Source organism: Serpentinimonas maccroryi (assembly GCF_000828915.1).
Lineage (GTDB): Bacteria > Pseudomonadota > Gammaproteobacteria > Burkholderiales > Burkholderiaceae_C > Serpentinimonas > Serpentinimonas maccroryi.
Genome location: NZ_AP014569.1, coordinates 1,186,921 through 1,202,369 on the forward strand (window position 1 = coordinate 1,186,921; position 15,449 = coordinate 1,202,369).

The 15,449-nt window shown below is 65.4% G+C and carries 13 protein-coding genes; 2 read left to right on the forward strand and 11 right to left on the reverse strand.

Features of this window, described 5'->3' with window-relative positions; all coding sequences use genetic code 11:
* Nucleotides 1-4 precede the first annotated feature (4 nt).
* The 6 genes from lpdA to SMCB_RS05505 all read right to left on the reverse strand — a co-directional run bounded on the left by lpdA (nt 5) and on the right by SMCB_RS05505 (nt 8,856).
* Complete coding sequence (lpdA, locus tag SMCB_RS05480; protein ID WP_045535663.1) at nt 5-1,444, reverse strand: dihydrolipoyl dehydrogenase; 1,440 nt, start codon at nt 1,442-1,444, stop codon at nt 5-7.
* A gap of 16 nt (nt 1,445-1,460) precedes the next feature.
* Entirely contained in the window at nt 1,461-2,735 is a 1,275-nt protein-coding gene (gene odhB / locus SMCB_RS05485; protein ID WP_045535664.1) for a 2-oxoglutarate dehydrogenase complex dihydrolipoyllysine-residue succinyltransferase, read from the reverse strand.
* A 108-nt stretch (nt 2,736-2,843) separates the two neighbouring features.
* Nucleotides 2,844-5,723 carry a 2-oxoglutarate dehydrogenase E1 component gene (locus SMCB_RS05490; RefSeq protein WP_045535665.1) on the reverse strand — a complete coding sequence of 960 codons (2,880 nt, stop codon included), beginning with the start codon at nt 5,721-5,723 and terminating at the stop codon, nt 2,844-2,846.
* A gap of 241 nt (nt 5,724-5,964) precedes the next feature.
* Nucleotides 5,965-6,222 (reverse strand): hypothetical protein, encoded by a 258-nt coding sequence (locus SMCB_RS05495; RefSeq protein ID WP_045535666.1) that lies wholly within the window; start codon nt 6,220-6,222, stop codon nt 5,965-5,967.
* Between the two features lie 91 nt (nt 6,223-6,313).
* A complete protein-coding gene (locus tag SMCB_RS05500) occupies nt 6,314-6,778 on the reverse strand; it encodes a VOC family protein (protein ID WP_045535668.1) in 465 nt (154 codons plus the stop codon).
* Complete coding sequence (locus SMCB_RS05505; RefSeq protein ID WP_045537700.1) at nt 6,775-8,856, reverse strand: acetyl-CoA carboxylase biotin carboxylase subunit; 2,082 nt, start codon at nt 8,854-8,856, stop codon at nt 6,775-6,777. Before SMCB_RS05505 ends, SMCB_RS05500 begins: the two co-directional genes overlap by 4 nt.
* Before the next feature lie 47 nt (nt 8,857-8,903).
* Between SMCB_RS05505 and SMCB_RS05510 the strand changes: the two genes are divergently transcribed.
* Entirely contained in the window at nt 8,904-9,263 is a 360-nt protein-coding gene (locus SMCB_RS05510; protein ID WP_045535669.1) for a hypothetical protein, read from the forward strand.
* The gene (locus SMCB_RS05515; RefSeq protein WP_045535672.1) at nt 9,260-9,604 is read left to right on the forward strand and encodes a type II toxin-antitoxin system PemK/MazF family toxin; all 345 of its coding nucleotides are present in this window, start codon (nt 9,260-9,262) and stop codon (nt 9,602-9,604) included. Before SMCB_RS05510 ends, SMCB_RS05515 begins: the two co-directional genes overlap by 4 nt.
* A gap of 21 nt (nt 9,605-9,625) precedes the next feature.
* On the opposite strand, the gene SMCB_RS05520 is transcribed toward SMCB_RS05515, so the two are convergent.
* From SMCB_RS05520 to scpA, 5 genes are read right to left on the reverse strand one after another with little or no spacing between them, the layout of a single operon-like run.
* Nucleotides 9,626-11,158 (reverse strand): acyl-CoA carboxylase subunit beta, encoded by a 1,533-nt coding sequence (locus tag SMCB_RS05520; protein WP_045535673.1) that lies wholly within the window; start codon nt 11,156-11,158, stop codon nt 9,626-9,628.
* Nucleotides 11,159-11,193: 35 nt separating this feature from the next.
* The gene (meaB, locus tag SMCB_RS05525; protein WP_045535675.1) at nt 11,194-12,351 is read right to left on the reverse strand and encodes a methylmalonyl Co-A mutase-associated GTPase MeaB; all 1,158 of its coding nucleotides are present in this window, start codon (nt 12,349-12,351) and stop codon (nt 11,194-11,196) included.
* Nucleotides 12,351-12,767: a type II toxin-antitoxin system VapC family toxin gene (locus SMCB_RS05530; protein WP_144400288.1), complete on the reverse strand. Its 417-nt coding sequence runs from the start codon at nt 12,765-12,767 to the stop codon at nt 12,351-12,353. Before SMCB_RS05530 ends, meaB begins: the two co-directional genes overlap by 1 nt.
* The gene (locus SMCB_RS05535; protein WP_045535677.1) at nt 12,764-13,105 is read right to left on the reverse strand and encodes a ribbon-helix-helix domain-containing protein; all 342 of its coding nucleotides are present in this window, start codon (nt 13,103-13,105) and stop codon (nt 12,764-12,766) included. The genes SMCB_RS05530 and SMCB_RS05535 overlap by 4 nt, the downstream gene beginning before the upstream one ends.
* A 57-nt stretch (nt 13,106-13,162) precedes the next feature.
* Nucleotides 13,163-15,313 (reverse strand): methylmalonyl-CoA mutase, encoded by a 2,151-nt coding sequence (gene scpA, locus SMCB_RS05540; protein ID WP_045535678.1) that lies wholly within the window; start codon nt 15,311-15,313, stop codon nt 13,163-13,165.
* Nucleotides 15,314-15,449: the final 136 nt, after the last annotated feature.

A 15,449-nucleotide genomic window follows, 5' to 3' on the forward strand; every position in this document is an offset into this window, starting at 1 on the left:
GAGCTTAAAAGTTCAGCGCGCGCTTGTCCACGGCCAGCGCCGCTTCTTTGGTGGCTTCGCTCAGGCTGGGGTGGGCGTGGCAGATGCGCGCGATGTCTTCGGCGCTGGCCTTGAACTCGAGCGCCAGCACCGCTTCGGCGATCAGCTCGCTGGCCATGGGCCCGACGATGTGCACACCCAAAATTTGGTCGGTGGTGGCGTCGGCCAGCATTTTGACCATGCCGGTGGTGTCGCCCAGCGCGCGCGCGCGGCCGTTGGCCAAGAACGGGAAGGTGCCGGCCTTGTAAGCCACGCCGTCGGCCTTGAGCTGCTGCTCGGTGCGGCCCACCCAAGCGATTTCCGGGCTGGTGTAAATCACCCAAGGGATGGTGTCGAAGTTCACGTGCCCGTGCTGGCCGGCGATGCGCTCGGCCACCGCCACGCCCTCTTCTTCGGCCTTGTGCGCCAGCATGGGGCCGCGCACCACATCGCCCACCGCCCAGACGCCGGGCAGGTTGGTGCGGCAGTCGGCATCGACCACAATGGCGCCGCGCTCGTCGAGCTGCAAGCCCACCGCCTGCGCGTTGAGCCCCTGCGTGTTGGGTGCGCGCCCGATCGAGACGATCAGCTTGTCGGCCTCGAGCGTCTGCGGCTCGCCTTTGGCGTTGGTGTAGGCGATGGATACGCCTTTTTTGAGCGCCTTGATCTCGCCCACCTGCACCCCGAGCTCGATCTTCAGGCCTTGCTTGTCGAAGGCTTTTTTGGCTTCGCGTGCAATTTGCTCATCGACCGCGCCGAGGAAGGTCGGCAGCCCTTCGAGCACGGTGACGTCGGCACCGAGGCGGCGCCAGACCGAACCGAGCTCGAGCCCGATCACGCCCGAGCCGATCACCGCCAGCCGCTTGGGCACCGCGCCCAAGCGCAAGCCGCCGTCGTTGGAGAGCACGTTGACTTCGTCGAAGGGCACCCCGGGCAGCTCGCGCGCGCTCGAGCCGGTGGCCACGATCACCTGTTTGGCGCTCAGGGTCTGCGGTTCGGCGCCTGCAGCAGGGGCGGCCACGGCGATCTGGTAACCGGCAGCGTCGGCCTGCACAAAGCTGGCGCGGCCGTGGAAAAACGCCACCTTGTTTTTCTTGAACAGATACAAAATGCCGTCGTTGTTTTGCTTGACCACGGTGTTTTTGCGGCCCAGCATCTGCGCCACATCGATCTTCACCGCTCCGGTGCTGATGCCGTGCTCGGCAAAGTGCAGCCGCGCGTGCTCGTAGTGCTCGGACGATTGCAGCAACGCCTTGGACGGGATGCAGCCGACGTTGGTGCAGGTGCCGCCCGGGGCGGGGCCACCGTCGGCGTTGCTCCAAGCGTCGATGCACGCCACTTTGAAGCCGAGTTGGGCGGCGCGGATGGCGGCCACATAGCCACCGGGGCCGGCGCCGATGACGATCACATCAAATGTTTGGCTCATGGTAGGGCGCTCCAGCTCACAGATTGAACAGCAGGCGCGACGGGTCTTCGAGCGCTTCTTTCATCGCCACCAAGCTGAGCACGGCTTCGCGGCCGTCGATGATGCGGTGGTCGTAGCTCAGCGCCAGGTAGTTGATCGGGCGGATCACGATCTGGCCGTTTTCCACCACGGCCCGGTCTTTGGTGGCGTGTACGCCCAAAATGGCCGATTGGGGCGGGTTGATGATCGGCGTCGAGAGCATGGAGCCAAAGGTGCCGCCATTGGAGATCGAGAAGGTGCCGCCGCTCATCTCCTCGATGCCGAGCTTGCCTTCTTGGGCTTTTTTGCCGAATTCGGCGATTTTCTTTTCGATTTCGGCAAAACCGAGCTGGTCGGCGTTGCGGATGATCGGCACCACCAGCCCGCGCGGCGAACCGACGGCGATGCCGATGTCGAAATAGCCGTGATAGACGATGTCGTTGCCATCGACCGAGGCGTTGACCACCGGGTATTTTTTGAGCGCGTGCACCGCGGCCTTGACGAAGAAGCTCATGAAGCCCAGCTTGACACCGTGCTCTTTCTCGAAGCGCTCTTGGAAGCGCTTGCGCATTTCCATCACCGGCGCCATGTTGACCTCGTTGAAGGTGGTCAGGATGGCGTTGGTGGCCTGCGACTGCAGCAGCCGCTCGGCCACGCGGGCGCGCAGGCGGCTCATGGGCACGCGCTGCTCAGGGCGCTGGCCGAGGTCGATGTTCGGGGCCGCCACTTGCGGCAGCGCTTGGGTCGGAACCCCGGTGGGGATGGCCGCAGCCGGGGCCGCGGCCTTGGCTGGCGCGGCGGCACCGGCGGCCACGGCGGCCAGCACGTCGCCCTTGAGCACGCGCCCGTCTTTGCCCGTGCCCGCCACGGCGGCGGCGCTGAGTTGGTGCTCGGCCAGCAGCTTGGTTGCGGCGGGCATGGCCACGCCGGCGGCACTGGCGGCAGCGGCTGGAGCCGCTTTGGCGCTGGCAGCCGCAGCAGGGGCTGCGGCAGCAGGGGCGGTAGCTGGGGCCGCAGCGGCAGCCACTTTGCCTTCGGTGTCGATGCGCGCGATCACCTGGTCTGAGGCCACGGTGGCGCCGTCGGCCTCCACCAGCTCGGCCAGCACGCCCGAGACTGGGGCCGGCACCTCGAGCACCACCTTGTCGGTTTCGATGTCGATCAGGATTTGATCGGCCGTGACCGGTTGGCCAACTTTGGCCTTCCACTGCAACAGGGTGGCTTCGGCCACGGATTCGGACAACTGCGGGACTTTGACTTCTACGAGTGCCATGATGGTTCGATCCTTGAATGCGTTTGCTGGGTGCCTAAACGGCTTAACGTGGCTTGGCTAAATTTCGGTTGCGCGGGGTGTGGGTGCGTGCGCCCGCAGGCGCAGGGCTCATTTGCTCAGGATGAAACCCTTGAGCTTGCCGAAGGCGGCTTCGATCAGGGTCTTTTGCTGGTCTTGGTGCAGGTGCGCATAACCCACCGCTGGCGAGGCCGAAGCGGCGCGGCCGGCATAGCCCAAGCGCTGGCCGTCGAGCATGTTGTCGTGGATGTTGTGCTGGATGAAGAACCAGGCGCCTTGGTTTTGCGGCTCGTCTTGGCACCAGACGATGTCGGTCGCGTTCGGGTAGCGCTTGAGCTCGGCGGCAAAAGCCTTGTGCGGGAACGGGTAGAGCTGCTCGACGCGCAGTATGGCCACGTCGTGCGCGCCTTTTTCTTCGCGTTTTTTGACCAAGTCGTAATAGACCTTGCCCGAGCAAGCGATCACGCGCTTGACGGCGCTAGCGTTTTTGGCCACCTCGGCGCTGTGCTCCGGGATCACGGTCTGGAAGCCACCCTTGGTGAATTCGCTCAGGGGTGAGCCCGCGTCTTTGTTGCGCAACAGGCTCTTGGGCGTGAAGATCACCAGCGGCTTGCGCAGGTTGCGCACCATTTGCCGGCGCAGCACGTGGAAAATCTGGCTGGCGGTGGTCGGCTGCACCAGTTGCATGTTGGTGTCGGCTGCGAGCTGCAAAAAGCGCTCGACGCGCGCCGAGCTGTGCTCTGGGCCTTGGCCCTCGTAGCCGTGCGGCAGCATCAGGGTGATGCCGTTGACGCGGCCCCACTTGACTTCGCCCGAGGCGATGAACTGGTCGATCACCACCTGGGCGCCGTTGACGAAGTCGCCAAACTGCGCTTCCCAGATCACCAGCGTGTTCGGGTCGTTGGAGGCGTAGCCGTACTCAAAGCCCAGCACCGCTTCTTCGGACAGGATGGAGTCGATGACCACGAACGGGGCCTGGTTCTCGGCCACGTTCTGCAAGGGGATGTAGGTGCCCTCGTTCCATTTTTCGCGGTTCTGGTCGTGGATCACGGCGTGGCGGTGGGTGAAGGTGCCGCGGCCGCAGTCTTCACCCGACAGGCGCACCGCATAACCGCTGGCCACCAGCGAGGCAAACGCCATGTGCTCGCCCATGCCCCAGTCAACGTTGAGCTCGCCGCGGCCCATGTCGGCGCGGTCGGCATAGACCTTTTTCACCAGTTGGTGCGGCGTCACGCTGGCCGGCAGGGTGGTGATGCGCTCGGCCAGGCGCTTCCACTCGGCCAGCGGGATCGCGGTGTCGGCGCTGTCGCTCCATTTTTTGCCCAAGAACGGGGCCCAGTCAACGGCGAACTTGCTCTTGAAATTGGTCAGCACCGGGTCCACCGTGTGCCGGCCTTCGTCGAGCGCGGCGCGGTAGGCTTTGACCATTTCGTCGCCCAAGTGTTCACCCAAGCCTTGCGCCGCCAGCTTGTCGGCGTAGAGCTTGCGCGTGCCCGGGTGCTGGGCGATCTTTTTGTACATCAACGGCTGCGTCAGCGCCGGGGTGTCTTGCTCGTTGTGGCCGAGCTTGCGAAAGCAGATGATGTCGATCACCACGTCCTTGGAGAAGGTCATGCGGTATTCGATCGCCAGCTGCGCCGCCAGCGCCACCGCTTCCGGGTCGTCGCCGTTGACATGCAGCACCGGCGCCTCGATCATCTTGACGATGTCGGTGCAGTACAGGGTCGAGCGCGTGTCGCGGGGGTCCGAGGTGGTAAAGCCGATCTGGTTGTTGATGACGATGTGCACCGTGCCGCCGGTGGAGTAGCCCCGGGTTTGGGCCAGCGCCAGCGTCTCTTGCACCACGCCTTGGCCAGCGATGGCGGCGTCACCGTGCACCAAAATGGGCAGCACCTGCTCGCCCTTGCGGTCGCCGCGCCGGTCCATGCGCGCGCGCACCGAGCCCTCCACCACCGGGTTCACGATCTCTAAGTGTGAGGGGTTGAAAGCCAGGCTCAGGTGCACCGGGCCGCCGGGGGTGCTGACGTCGGAGCTAAAGCCTTGGTGGTATTTCACGTCACCTGCGGGCAGGTCTTCGGGGGCGGTGTGGTCGAACTCGGCAAACAGGTCTTTGGGCATTTTGCCCAAGGTGTTGACCAGCACATTGAGGCGCCCACGGTGCGCCATGCCGATCACGATCTCTTGCACGCCCTTGGCGCCGGCTTGCTGGATGACCCGGTCCATGGCCACGATGAAGCTCTCACCGCCTTCAAGCGAGAAGCGCTTTTGGCCCACGTATTTGGTGTGCAAAAAGCGCTCAAGGCCTTCGGCAGCTGTGAGGCGGTCGAGGATGTGTTTTTTCTCGTCGGTGCTGAAGTTGGGCTTGCTGCGCACGCCTTCGAGCCGCTCTTGCCACCAGCGCTTTTGCGTCTGGTCGCTGAGGTACATGAACTCGGCCCCTATGGAGCCGCAGTAGGTCTCGCGCAGCGCGTTGAGCAGCTCGCGCAGCGGCATGGTCTCGCGCCGGAAGAAGGTGTTGTTGGTGCTGAACACCGTCTCGAAGTCGGCGTCGCCAAAGCCATAAAAAGCCGGGTCGAGGTCGGGGATCTGCTCGCGCTCGGTGCGCTTGAGCGGATCAAGGTCGGCCCAACGCTGCCCCACGTTGCGGTAGGCGGCGATGAGCTGCTGCGCATAAACCTGTTTGCGCGCCAGCTCAGGGTTGGCGTTCGAGGCCACCACCACCTGCGTCACGCCCTGCTTGGCGCGCTCGGCAAAGGCATTGATGACCGGCAAATGGGGCACGTCGCGAGCTGCGCTGCCATCGAGCGCCGGCACGTTTTGCAACGCATCGAAGTAGTCGCGCCAAGAATCGGGCACCGAGGTCGGGTCGGCGAGGTAGTTTTCGTACATCTCCTCGACATAGGGCGCGTTGCCGCCGAACAGGTACGAATTGCCTTGATAGGCTTGATAGACGCCAGAGGTCTGATTCATGAAATCGCTCGCCTTCAGTTTCCCTGCAGGAAACACAAGTGGGTTGAGAAAACCTTCCGCGACACGGCTGCACCGATTGGCGGATGCGACACGGGCCTAAAATAGGCCCACGCAATCCCGCGATTGTGCCACCGATTGCGGCTCGATTGGAAAAAATTTGTGCTTGTCTCCTGAGCCTTATAGGCCACCGATTGGGGCTCGCGGGGGGCTGTGGGCCGCCACCGCCAAGCGCTGGGCCGGGCTAATTTTGCGGCGCAGTTTGAGCCTCGTTGTTGACAGGAAGCTGACCGCTGGTGCCCACGTTGACGCTGCCCGCGCCCACCGACACCCCCACGCCCACGCGGCCATCGCTGCCCACGCCCACACCCACCGAGGTGCCTCGGCCCAAAGGCACCGAAACCCCGAGGTTGACGGTGGCGCAGCCGGTGAGCGCCAGCGCCAGCGCCAGCAGCGCCAAGCCGCGCAGTGCAGCGGGGCAACGCAATCCAAGCATGGCCATGGTGTGCACCTCCAAAAATGGGAATGGGGCTATTCTGACAGCTGTGGCGCCTTGGTGCCAGGATGCGCTCGCAGTTCTGCGTCTCAGCGTCTCAGCCCAGCGCCGCGATCACCTGCGGCGGCGCCTGCACCAGCTCGATCAGCACGCCCTCGCCCGAGTAGGGAAATTCGGCGCTGGCTTTGGGGTGCATGAAGCAGATGTCGTAACCGGCTGCGCCCTTGCGGATGCCCCCGGGGGCGAAGCGCACCCCCTGCGCCGTGAGCCACTGCACGGCCACGGGCAGGTCGTCCACCCAGAGCCCGATGTGGTTCAGCGGCGTGCTGTGCACCGCCGGCTTGGCCTGCGGGTCGATGGGCTGCATCAGATCGACTTCGACCGCGTGCGCCCCGCGCCCGAGGGTGCAGATGTCTTCATCGACGTTTTCGCGTTCGCTGCGAAAGCTGCCCGTGACCTGCAAGCCCAGCAACTGCACCCAGAGCTGGCGCAGGCGCTCTTTGTCGGGGCCGCCGATGGCGATCTGCTGCACGCCCAGCACCTTGAAGGGCCGCGCGCTCATTGTGCAAACTCCACGATCGGCTGATCCACCACCAGGCTTTCGCCCTTGGCCGCCAACACCTTGGCCACCACGCCGTCGGCGGCGGCAAAGAGCACGTTCTCCATCTTCATGGCCTCGATCACCGCCACGCGCTCGCCGGCTTGCACCTTTTGGCCCGGCTGCACCGCCACGTCCACCAGCAGCCCAGGCATGGGCGAGAGCACGAAGCGGCTCAGATCGGGCGGCCGCTTGAAGGGCATAAGGCGGTGCAGCTCGGCCATGCGCGGCGAAACCACCATGGCTTGCAGGCGCGCACCGTTGTGTTGCAGCACCAGCGCCAACGGGTTGCCGGGCGCGCCGCGCTCGATCTGCGCCGTGAAGGGCTGCTGATTGCACTGACCGCTGATGACGATGTCGTTGAGGCGCGACGGTGAGCGCATCTGGTAGTGCCGCGCCCCCACGCGCACCGAGGCACAGCCGCTTTCGCCCACAAACTCGTCCACGTGCACCGGGGTGTAGCGGTGTGCGCCATCGGCCGCCAGGCTGATGACCACGTAATCTTGCCCCACCTTCACGCCATAACCCGGCAACTGGCCCGAGATGCCGGTGGCGCGCTCGCGGCTCTTGCGGCGCACGAAGGCGGCCAGCGCCAGCAGAAAATCGGGGTCGGTGTGCGGCACGTCCTCGGCCTTGAAGCCGTGCGCGTAGTGCTGGGCGATAAAGCCGGTGTTGAAGTGGCCCGAGACGAAGTCTGGGTGCGCGAGCAAGGCCGACTGGAACGGGATGTTGCTGCCGATGCCGCGGATCACAAAGCCGTTGAGCGCCTCGCGCATGCGCGCAATCGCGTCGGCGCGGTCGCGACCGTGCACGATCAGCTTGGCGATCATCGAGTCGTAGTGCATCGGGATCTCGCCGCCCTCAAACACGCCGGTATCGACGCGCACACCGCCAAAGGCGGCGCTGGCATCGCCCGTGGCGGCCTCAAGCGCCGTTCCCGCTGCAAAAAGCGTAGGTTGCGGCGGGTTGAAGCGCACCAGCCGCCCGGTGCTGGGCAGGAAGTTGCGAAACGGGTCTTCGGCGTTGATGCGGCACTCGATCGCCCAGCCTTGGCGCTTGACTTCGGCTTGGGTCAGCGGCAGCGGCTCGCCGGCGGCGACGCGAATCATCAGCTCCACCAGATCGAGCCCGGTGATGCACTCGGTCACCGGGTGCTCCACCTGCAGGCGGGTGTTCATCTCGAGGAAGTAAAAATCTTGGTCTTTGCCCACCACGAACTCGACCGTGCCCGCGCTCTGGTACTGCACGGCTTGCGCCAGCGCCACCGCCTGCGCGCCCATGGCGTGGCGCGTGGCCTCGCTGATGAAGGGCGACGGCGCCTCTTCGATCACCTTTTGGTGCCGGCGCTGGATCGAGCACTCGCGCTCGCCGAGGTAGATCACGTTGCCGTGCGCGTCGCCCAGCACCTGGATTTCGATGTGGCGCGGCTCTTGCACGAATTTTTCGATGAAGATGCGGTCGTCGCCAAAGCTGTTGCGCGCCTCGTTGCGGCAACTGCTGAAGCCCTCGAAGGCCTCTTTGTCGTTGTAGGCCACGCGCAGCCCCTTGCCGCCACCGCCCGCGCTGGCCTTGATCATCACCGGGTAGCCGATGCCCTGCGCGATCTGCACCGCCTGCTCGGGCGTGTCGATGGCCTCGTTCCAGCCCGGAATGGTGCTCACGCCGGCGGCTTGTGCCAGCTTTTTGGAGGCGATTTTGTCGCCCATGGCGGCGATGCTGTGCGCCTTGGGGCCGATGAAGACGATGCCCTCGGCCTCGCAGCGGCGCGCAAAGTCTTCGTTCTCGCTCAAAAAGCCATAGCCGGGATGCAGCGCCTGCGCGCCGGTGGCGTGGCAGGCGGCGAGGAGCTTGTCGGCCACCAGATAGCTCTCGCGGCTGGGCGCCGGGCCCAGCAGCACGGCCTCGTCGGCCAGCTTGACGTGGCGCGCCTCGCGATCGGCCTCGGAATACACCGCCACCGCGGCGATGCCCATTTTTTTCGCCGTGGCGATCACGCGGCAGGCGATTTCACCGCGGTTGGCGATTAGGATTTTCTTAAACACGTCGGACACCTCTTGCGTTTGCGTTGATATCTTGATAGCATGAGTTCATGTTGCGCACTCCTGCCCACCGCCCCAAACAGGTGCTGCTGCGCCTGCCCGACGAGCTCGCCACCCGCCTGGCCAGAGCGGTGGCGCCGCGCCAGCGCAACCAGTTTCTGGTCGATCTGGTGCGCCAAGCGCTGGACCTAGAAGACGCGCAACTGCAGGCAGCCTGCACATACATGAACCGCATCGAAGCCGCCAGCCCCGCGTTGGCGCGCGAGGGCGCTGAATGGGTGGGCAGCGCCCTGACGCCAGCGGTCGAACACTCAGACCCCGATTTCGATTTGGTCACCTTTGAGCGCGAGTTTGGCGCTGCCCAAGCCGCACTCGAAGCACCCACGGCCCGCGCCGAAAGCCGCCGATGACGCAAGCCACTGCGCTCGAACGCGGCGCGGTGTGCTGGGTCGAGCTCGATCCGGTGCGCGGCAGCGAAATCGCCAAAACCCGCCCTTGCGTGGTGCTCTCGGCCAGCGTGATCAACCGCAGCCGGCGCACCGTGGTCGTCGTGCCCCTGAGCTCCACCCCAGAGGCTGCCCGTTTTCCCCTGCTGGTCGCCGTGCCCTCGGCGGGCAGCAGCTCCAAGGCACGCATCGAACACATACGCTGCGTGGATCAGAGTCGTTTGCAACGCTGCATCGGGCGGCTCAGCCCCGCCGATCTGGATGCCATCGGGCGCGCGCTGCTGCGCGTGCTCGGGCTGGCTTAGCTCAAACATGGCGGCAGCGCCTCACAGCGGAATGTTGCCGTGCTTGCGCCACGGGTTCTCGAGTTTTTTGTCGCGCAGCATGACCAGCGAGCGGCAGATGCGTTTGCGGGTTTCGTGCGGCAGGATCACGTCGTCGATGTAGCCGCGCGCACCGGCGACAAAGGGGTTGGCAAAGCGCGCCTTGTATTCGGCCTCGCGCTGCGCCAGCCGGGCTGGGTCTTTCTTTTCTTCGCGAAAGATGATCTCGACCGCACCTTTGGCGCCCATGACGGCGATTTCGGCGTTGGGCCAGGCCAGATTGACGTCGCCGCGCAGGTGCTTGGAGCTCATCACGTCGTAGGCGCCGCCGTAGGCTTTGCGCGTGATCACGGTGATCTTGGGCACCGTGCACTCGGCGTAGGCGTAGAGCAGCTTGGCGCCGTGCTTGATGATGCCGCCGTACTCTTGCGCCGTGCCGGGCATGAAGCCGGGCACATCGACAAAGGTGACGACCGGGATGTTGAAGGCGTCGCAAAAGCGCACGAAGCGCGCCGCCTTGATGCTGCTCTTGATGTCGAGGCAGCCGGCCAGCACCAGCGGCTGGTTGGCCACGATGCCCACGGTCTGGCCGTCCATGCGCGCAAAGCCGACGATGATGTTTTTGGCGTAGTCGGGCTGGAGCTCGAAGAAGTCGCCATCGTCCACGGTTTTAAGGATCAGCTCCTTCATGTCGTAGGCTTTGTTGGGGTGGTCCGGCACCAGCGTATCGAGGCTCAATTCGGCGCGGTCGATCGGGTCGCCGCTGGGGCGCAGCGGGGCTTTTTCGCGGTTGTTGAGCGGCAGGTAGTTGTAGAGCCGGCGCAGCATCAGCAGCGCCTCGACGTCGTCGTTGCAGGCCAGATCGGCCACGCCGCTGCGGCTGGTGTGGGTGCTGGCACCCCCGAGTTCTTCGGCCGTGACTTCTTCGTGCGTCACGGTTTTGACCACTTCGGGGCCGGTGACGAACATGTAGCTGCTGTCTTTGACCATGAAGATAAAGTCGGTCATGGCGGGCGAATACACCGCCCCGCCGGCGCACGGCCCCATGATCAGGCTGATCTGCGGAATCACGCCGCTGGCGCAGACGTTGCGCTGAAACACCTCGGCGTAGCCGCCCAGCGAGGCCACGCCCTCTTGGATGCGCGCGCCACCCGAGTCGTTGAGGCCGATCACCGGCGCCCCCACCTTCATGGCCTGATCCATGATTTTGCAGATTTTTTCGGCGTGGGTTTCGCTCAGGGCGCCGCCAAAGACGGTGAAGTCTTGGCTGAAGACGAACACCAAGCGGCCGTTGATCATGCCGTAACCGGTGACCACGCCGTCGCCGGGGACGCGCTGTTCGGCCATGCCGAAGTCGCTGCAGCGGTGTTCGACGAACATGTCCCACTCTTCGAAGCTGCCTTCGTCGAGCAGCACCTCGATGCGCTCGCGCGCGGTGAGCTTGCCTTTGGCGTGCTGGGCGTCGATGCGCTTTTGCCCACCGCCGAGGCGGGCGGCAGCGCGCTTGCGTTCCAGTTGGTCGAGGATGTCTTGCATAGAACTGTGGGCTCCGAAAAGGGTTGGCAGAGATGTTAAGGGGTGCACACGGCGGCTGGCGGCGCGGGCGCTTGCGGGGGTGGTGCAGGCTCGAGCAGCGCCAGCATCTGGTGCGCAGCGCTCGAGGGCGACAGCGCGTCGGCAAGCACCTGCTGCACCACCTCGGGCAGGCGCGCGCGCACCTGCGGGTGGGCGGCAAAACGCTGTTTGAGCCCGGCATCGATCAGCGCCCACATCCAGGCGCTGGCCTGGCGCTGGCGCCGTGCCTGCCACTGGCCGTTGGCCTGCTGCACGCGCTGGAATTCGCTCACCGCCGCCCAGAAGGCGTCGAAGCGGTGCGCGCTGTTGCGCATGGGTTGCGCCTGCGCGGCGGCGCGTGTGGGTTGCGCCTGCGCGGCGCTCAGGGCGCTGAACTCGAGCACACGCGGCTGCCACGTGGGGGGGCGCGGCGCGATCGCCTCGGTTGCACCCGCCTGGGGCGCGATCGCCTCATTAGCACCCGCATGCGGCGCGTGCTCGCCGTGCCAGCCAAACAGGCGCAGCGCGGCAGTAATCTGGGCCCGGGCGCGGGTGGCGGCGGCCGGGTCGAGGTCGGCCTTGTTGATCAGCACCAAGTCGGCCAGCTCCATCACGCCTTTTTTGATGGCTTGCAGCTCGTCGCCAGCGTTGGGCAGTTGCAGCAGGCAAAACAGGTCGGTCATGCCGTGCACGGCGGTTTCGCTCTGGCCCACGCCCACGGTCTCGACGATCACCACGCCGTAGCCGGCGGCTTCGCAGAGCAAAATGGTTTCGCGCGTTTTTTCGGCCACGCCGCCCAGCTGGCCGCGGCTCGGGCTGGGGCGGATGTAGGCGCGCTCGTCGCTGCTCAGGCGCTCCATGCGCGTTTTGTCGCCCAATATCGAGCCGCCCGAAACGCTGCTCGACGGATCGACTGCCAGCACCGCCACGCGCTGCCCTTGGCCGATCAGGTACAAACCCAAAGCCTCGATGAAGGTGCTCTTGCCCACCCCGGGCACGCCGCTGATGCCCAGCCGCAAGCTGCGCCCGGTGTGCGGCAGCAACGCGTCGAGCAGCGCGTGGGCCTGCACGCGGTGGTCGGCGCGGCTCGATTCGATCAGCGTGATCGCCTTGGACAGGGCGCGGCGCTGCGCCGCATTGTGCGGCCCCAGCAGATCGGGCAGGAGGGCGTGCATCACCAAAGCTCGAAGCCACGCCCGTCGGGCAGGCGGTAGCGGGAAAAATCGCGCACGTCCAGCGTCAGGATGGTGTGCACATTGCCATCCACCGCCACCCAGTAGAGCGAGGCGTCGGCCAAATCCATCTCGGTTTTGCCGGGCTCGGTGTAGCGCTGCATGAGCAAGGCCATGTCGGGCAGGTGCTGGCAATCGAGCGGATAAACCTGCGCGCCGCCATGCCCCACCCACGCCAGCATCAGGCTGCGGTCGCGCCCGTGCAGCAAATAGGCGGCCTCGGTCAGGCACGGCCAAGTGGTGTAGAGCTGCAAGCTGCGCCCCTGCTCGTGCAGCAGGCGGCGGTAGTGGGCATGCGCGCGCTCGTTCTGGTTGAACAGCGCCACCATGGCGCTCGAGTCCAAAAGCGCCGGCCTCAAGCTGCGCCCTCCTCGGCACCGCCTGCGCCTTTGCGCAGCAACCAATCTTGGCTTTCGGCTTGGTGGCGCTGTTGCAGCATCTGCCGGATGGTGTCCGAGGTGCTGCCCGTGCCCGCAGCGCCGGCGGCGGCCAAGCGTGCGGCCTGCGCGGTATCGGTGCCCAAGGCATAGCCGGGCGTGGCTTCCTGCACGCTCAAATAAAGCTCGTAGGGGTTCTTGCGCCCCAGCGCCTGCTCCAGCGCGGTGACGATGAACTGCGACTTGCTCACCCCGAGCCGCTTGGCAGCGAGTTCGAGTTCTTTTTCGAGCAAGGGATCGAGTCGGACTGAGACGGCCATGGTAGTTACCCCGCAGTTGCAATACGGTATTACTGTATCACAAACCTTGGCCCGCGTTCAAGCCAGCGCCTGCTTGATCTGCTCGAGCACGTCTTTGGCGCTGGCCGGGATCGGGGTGCCGGGGCCGTAGATGCCCTTGACGCCGGCTTGGTACAAAAACTCGTAGTCTTGGCGCGGGATCACGCCGCCCACAAAGACGATGATGTCGTCGCCGCCTTGGCGCTTGAGGGCTTCGATGATCGCGGGCACCAGCGTCTTGTGGCCCGCCGCCAGCGTGCTGATGCCCACCGCGTGCACGTCGTTTTCGATCGCTTGGCGCGCGCATTCTTCGGGCGTTTGGAACAGCGGCCCGATATCGACGTCAAAACCGAGGTCGGCAAAGGCCGTGGCCACCACCTTGGCGCCGCGGTCGTGTCCGTCTTGGCCGAGTTTGGCGATCAGCACCCGCGGCTGGCGGCCTTGGGCTTGGGCAAACTCGGCGATCTCGGCTTGCAGCCGCGCCCAGCCTTCGGTGTTGTCGTAAGCGGCGGCATACACCCCAGTCACCTTTTGCGTGTCGGCGCGGTGGCGCCCAAAAACCTGTTCGAGCGCGTCCGAGACCTCGCCCACGGTGGCGCGCAGCCGCATGGCACGGATCGAGAGCTCGAGCAAATTGCCCTGCCCCGATGCGGCCGCCGCCGTCAGCTCGGCCAGCGCCGCCTGCACCGCCGCGTTGTCGCGGCTGGCTTTGATGGCTTGCAGGCGCGCGATCTGCTGCTCGCGCACCTTGTGGTTGTCCACTTCCAGAATATCGACCGGCGCTTCTTGCTCGAGCCGGTATTTGTTCACGCCCACGATCACGTCGCGCCCCGAGTCGATGCGGGCTTGTTTTTCGGCCGCGCTGGCCTCGATGCGCAGCTTGGCCCAGCCGCTGTCCACGGCCTTGGTCATGCCGCCGATGGCATCAACTTCTTCGATGATTGCCCAGGCCGCGTCGGCCATGTCTTGCGTCAGCTTTTCCATCAGGTAGCTGCCGGCCCAGGGGTCCACCACGCGCGTGATCTGGCTTTCTTCTTGGATGATGAGCTGGGTGTTGCGTGCGATGCGCGACGAAAACTCGGTTGGCAGCGCGATCGCTTCGTCAAAGCTGTTGGTGTGCAGGCTCTGCGTGCCGCCAAACACCGCCGCCATGGCCTCGATGGTGGTGCGCACGATGTTGTTGTACGGGTCTTGCTCGGTCAGGCTCCAGCCGCTGGTCTGGCTGTGGGTGCGCAGCATCAGGCTCTTGTCTTTTTTGGCGCCAAAACCTTGCATGATGCGGCACCAGAGCAGGCGCGCGGCGCGCATTTTGGCGATCTCGAGGTAAAAATTCATCCCCACCGCCCAGAAAAAGCTCAGGCGGGGGGCAAAGTCGTCCACGTCCAGCCCCTTGGCCATGGCGGTGCGCACGTACTCCTGACCATCAGCGAGCGTAAACGCCAGCTCCAGCGCCTGGTTGGCGCCGGCCTCTTGCAGGTGGTAGCCGCTGATGCTGATCGAGTTGAACTTGGGCATCTGCTGGGCGGTGTACTCGATGATGTCGCCGATGATGCGCATCGAGGGCTCGGGCGGGTAGATGTAGGTGTTGCGAACCATGAACTCCTTGAGGATGTCGTTCTGGATCGTGCCGCTCAAGGCCGCCTGCGCCACACCCTGCTCCTCAGCCGCCACCACGTAGCCGGCCAGCACCGGCAGCACGGCGCCGTTCATGGTCATGCTCACGCTCACCTGCCCGAGGTCGATGCCGTCAAACAGGATTTTCATGTCCTCGACGCTGTCGATCGCCACACCGGCCTTGCCCACGTCGCCATAGACGCGCGGGTGGTCGCTGTCGTAGCCGCGGTGCGTGGCCAGGTCGAAGGCCACGCTCACGCCCTGGCCACCAGCGGCCAGCGCCTGGCGGTAAAAGGCGTTGCTTTCTTCGGCGGTAGAAAAACCGGCGTACTGGCGGATGGTCCAGGGGCGCACCGCGTACATGGTGGCTTGCGGGCCGCGGATGTAGGGCGCAAAACCGGGCAAGGTGTCGGTGTGCGGCAGGCCTTGCAGGTCGGCGGCGGTGTAGAGCGGCTTGACGCGCAGCCCTTCGGGCGTGATCCAGTCGAGCGCATCCACCGAGCGCCCCTTGAGCGACTGGGCTGCAGCGGCTTGCCAGTCTTGGAGCGTAGCCGCTTTGAACTCGGAACCCGACATAAACCACTCTCCTTGCGCCGGACCCACAGCCGGCTGACTCACACGCACGCACCGCGCCGACCCCGTGCCGGCGAGCTTGCCCATTCTACATCATGATTCATAATTATTGATGCAAAATCCAACCGAGCGTACAATC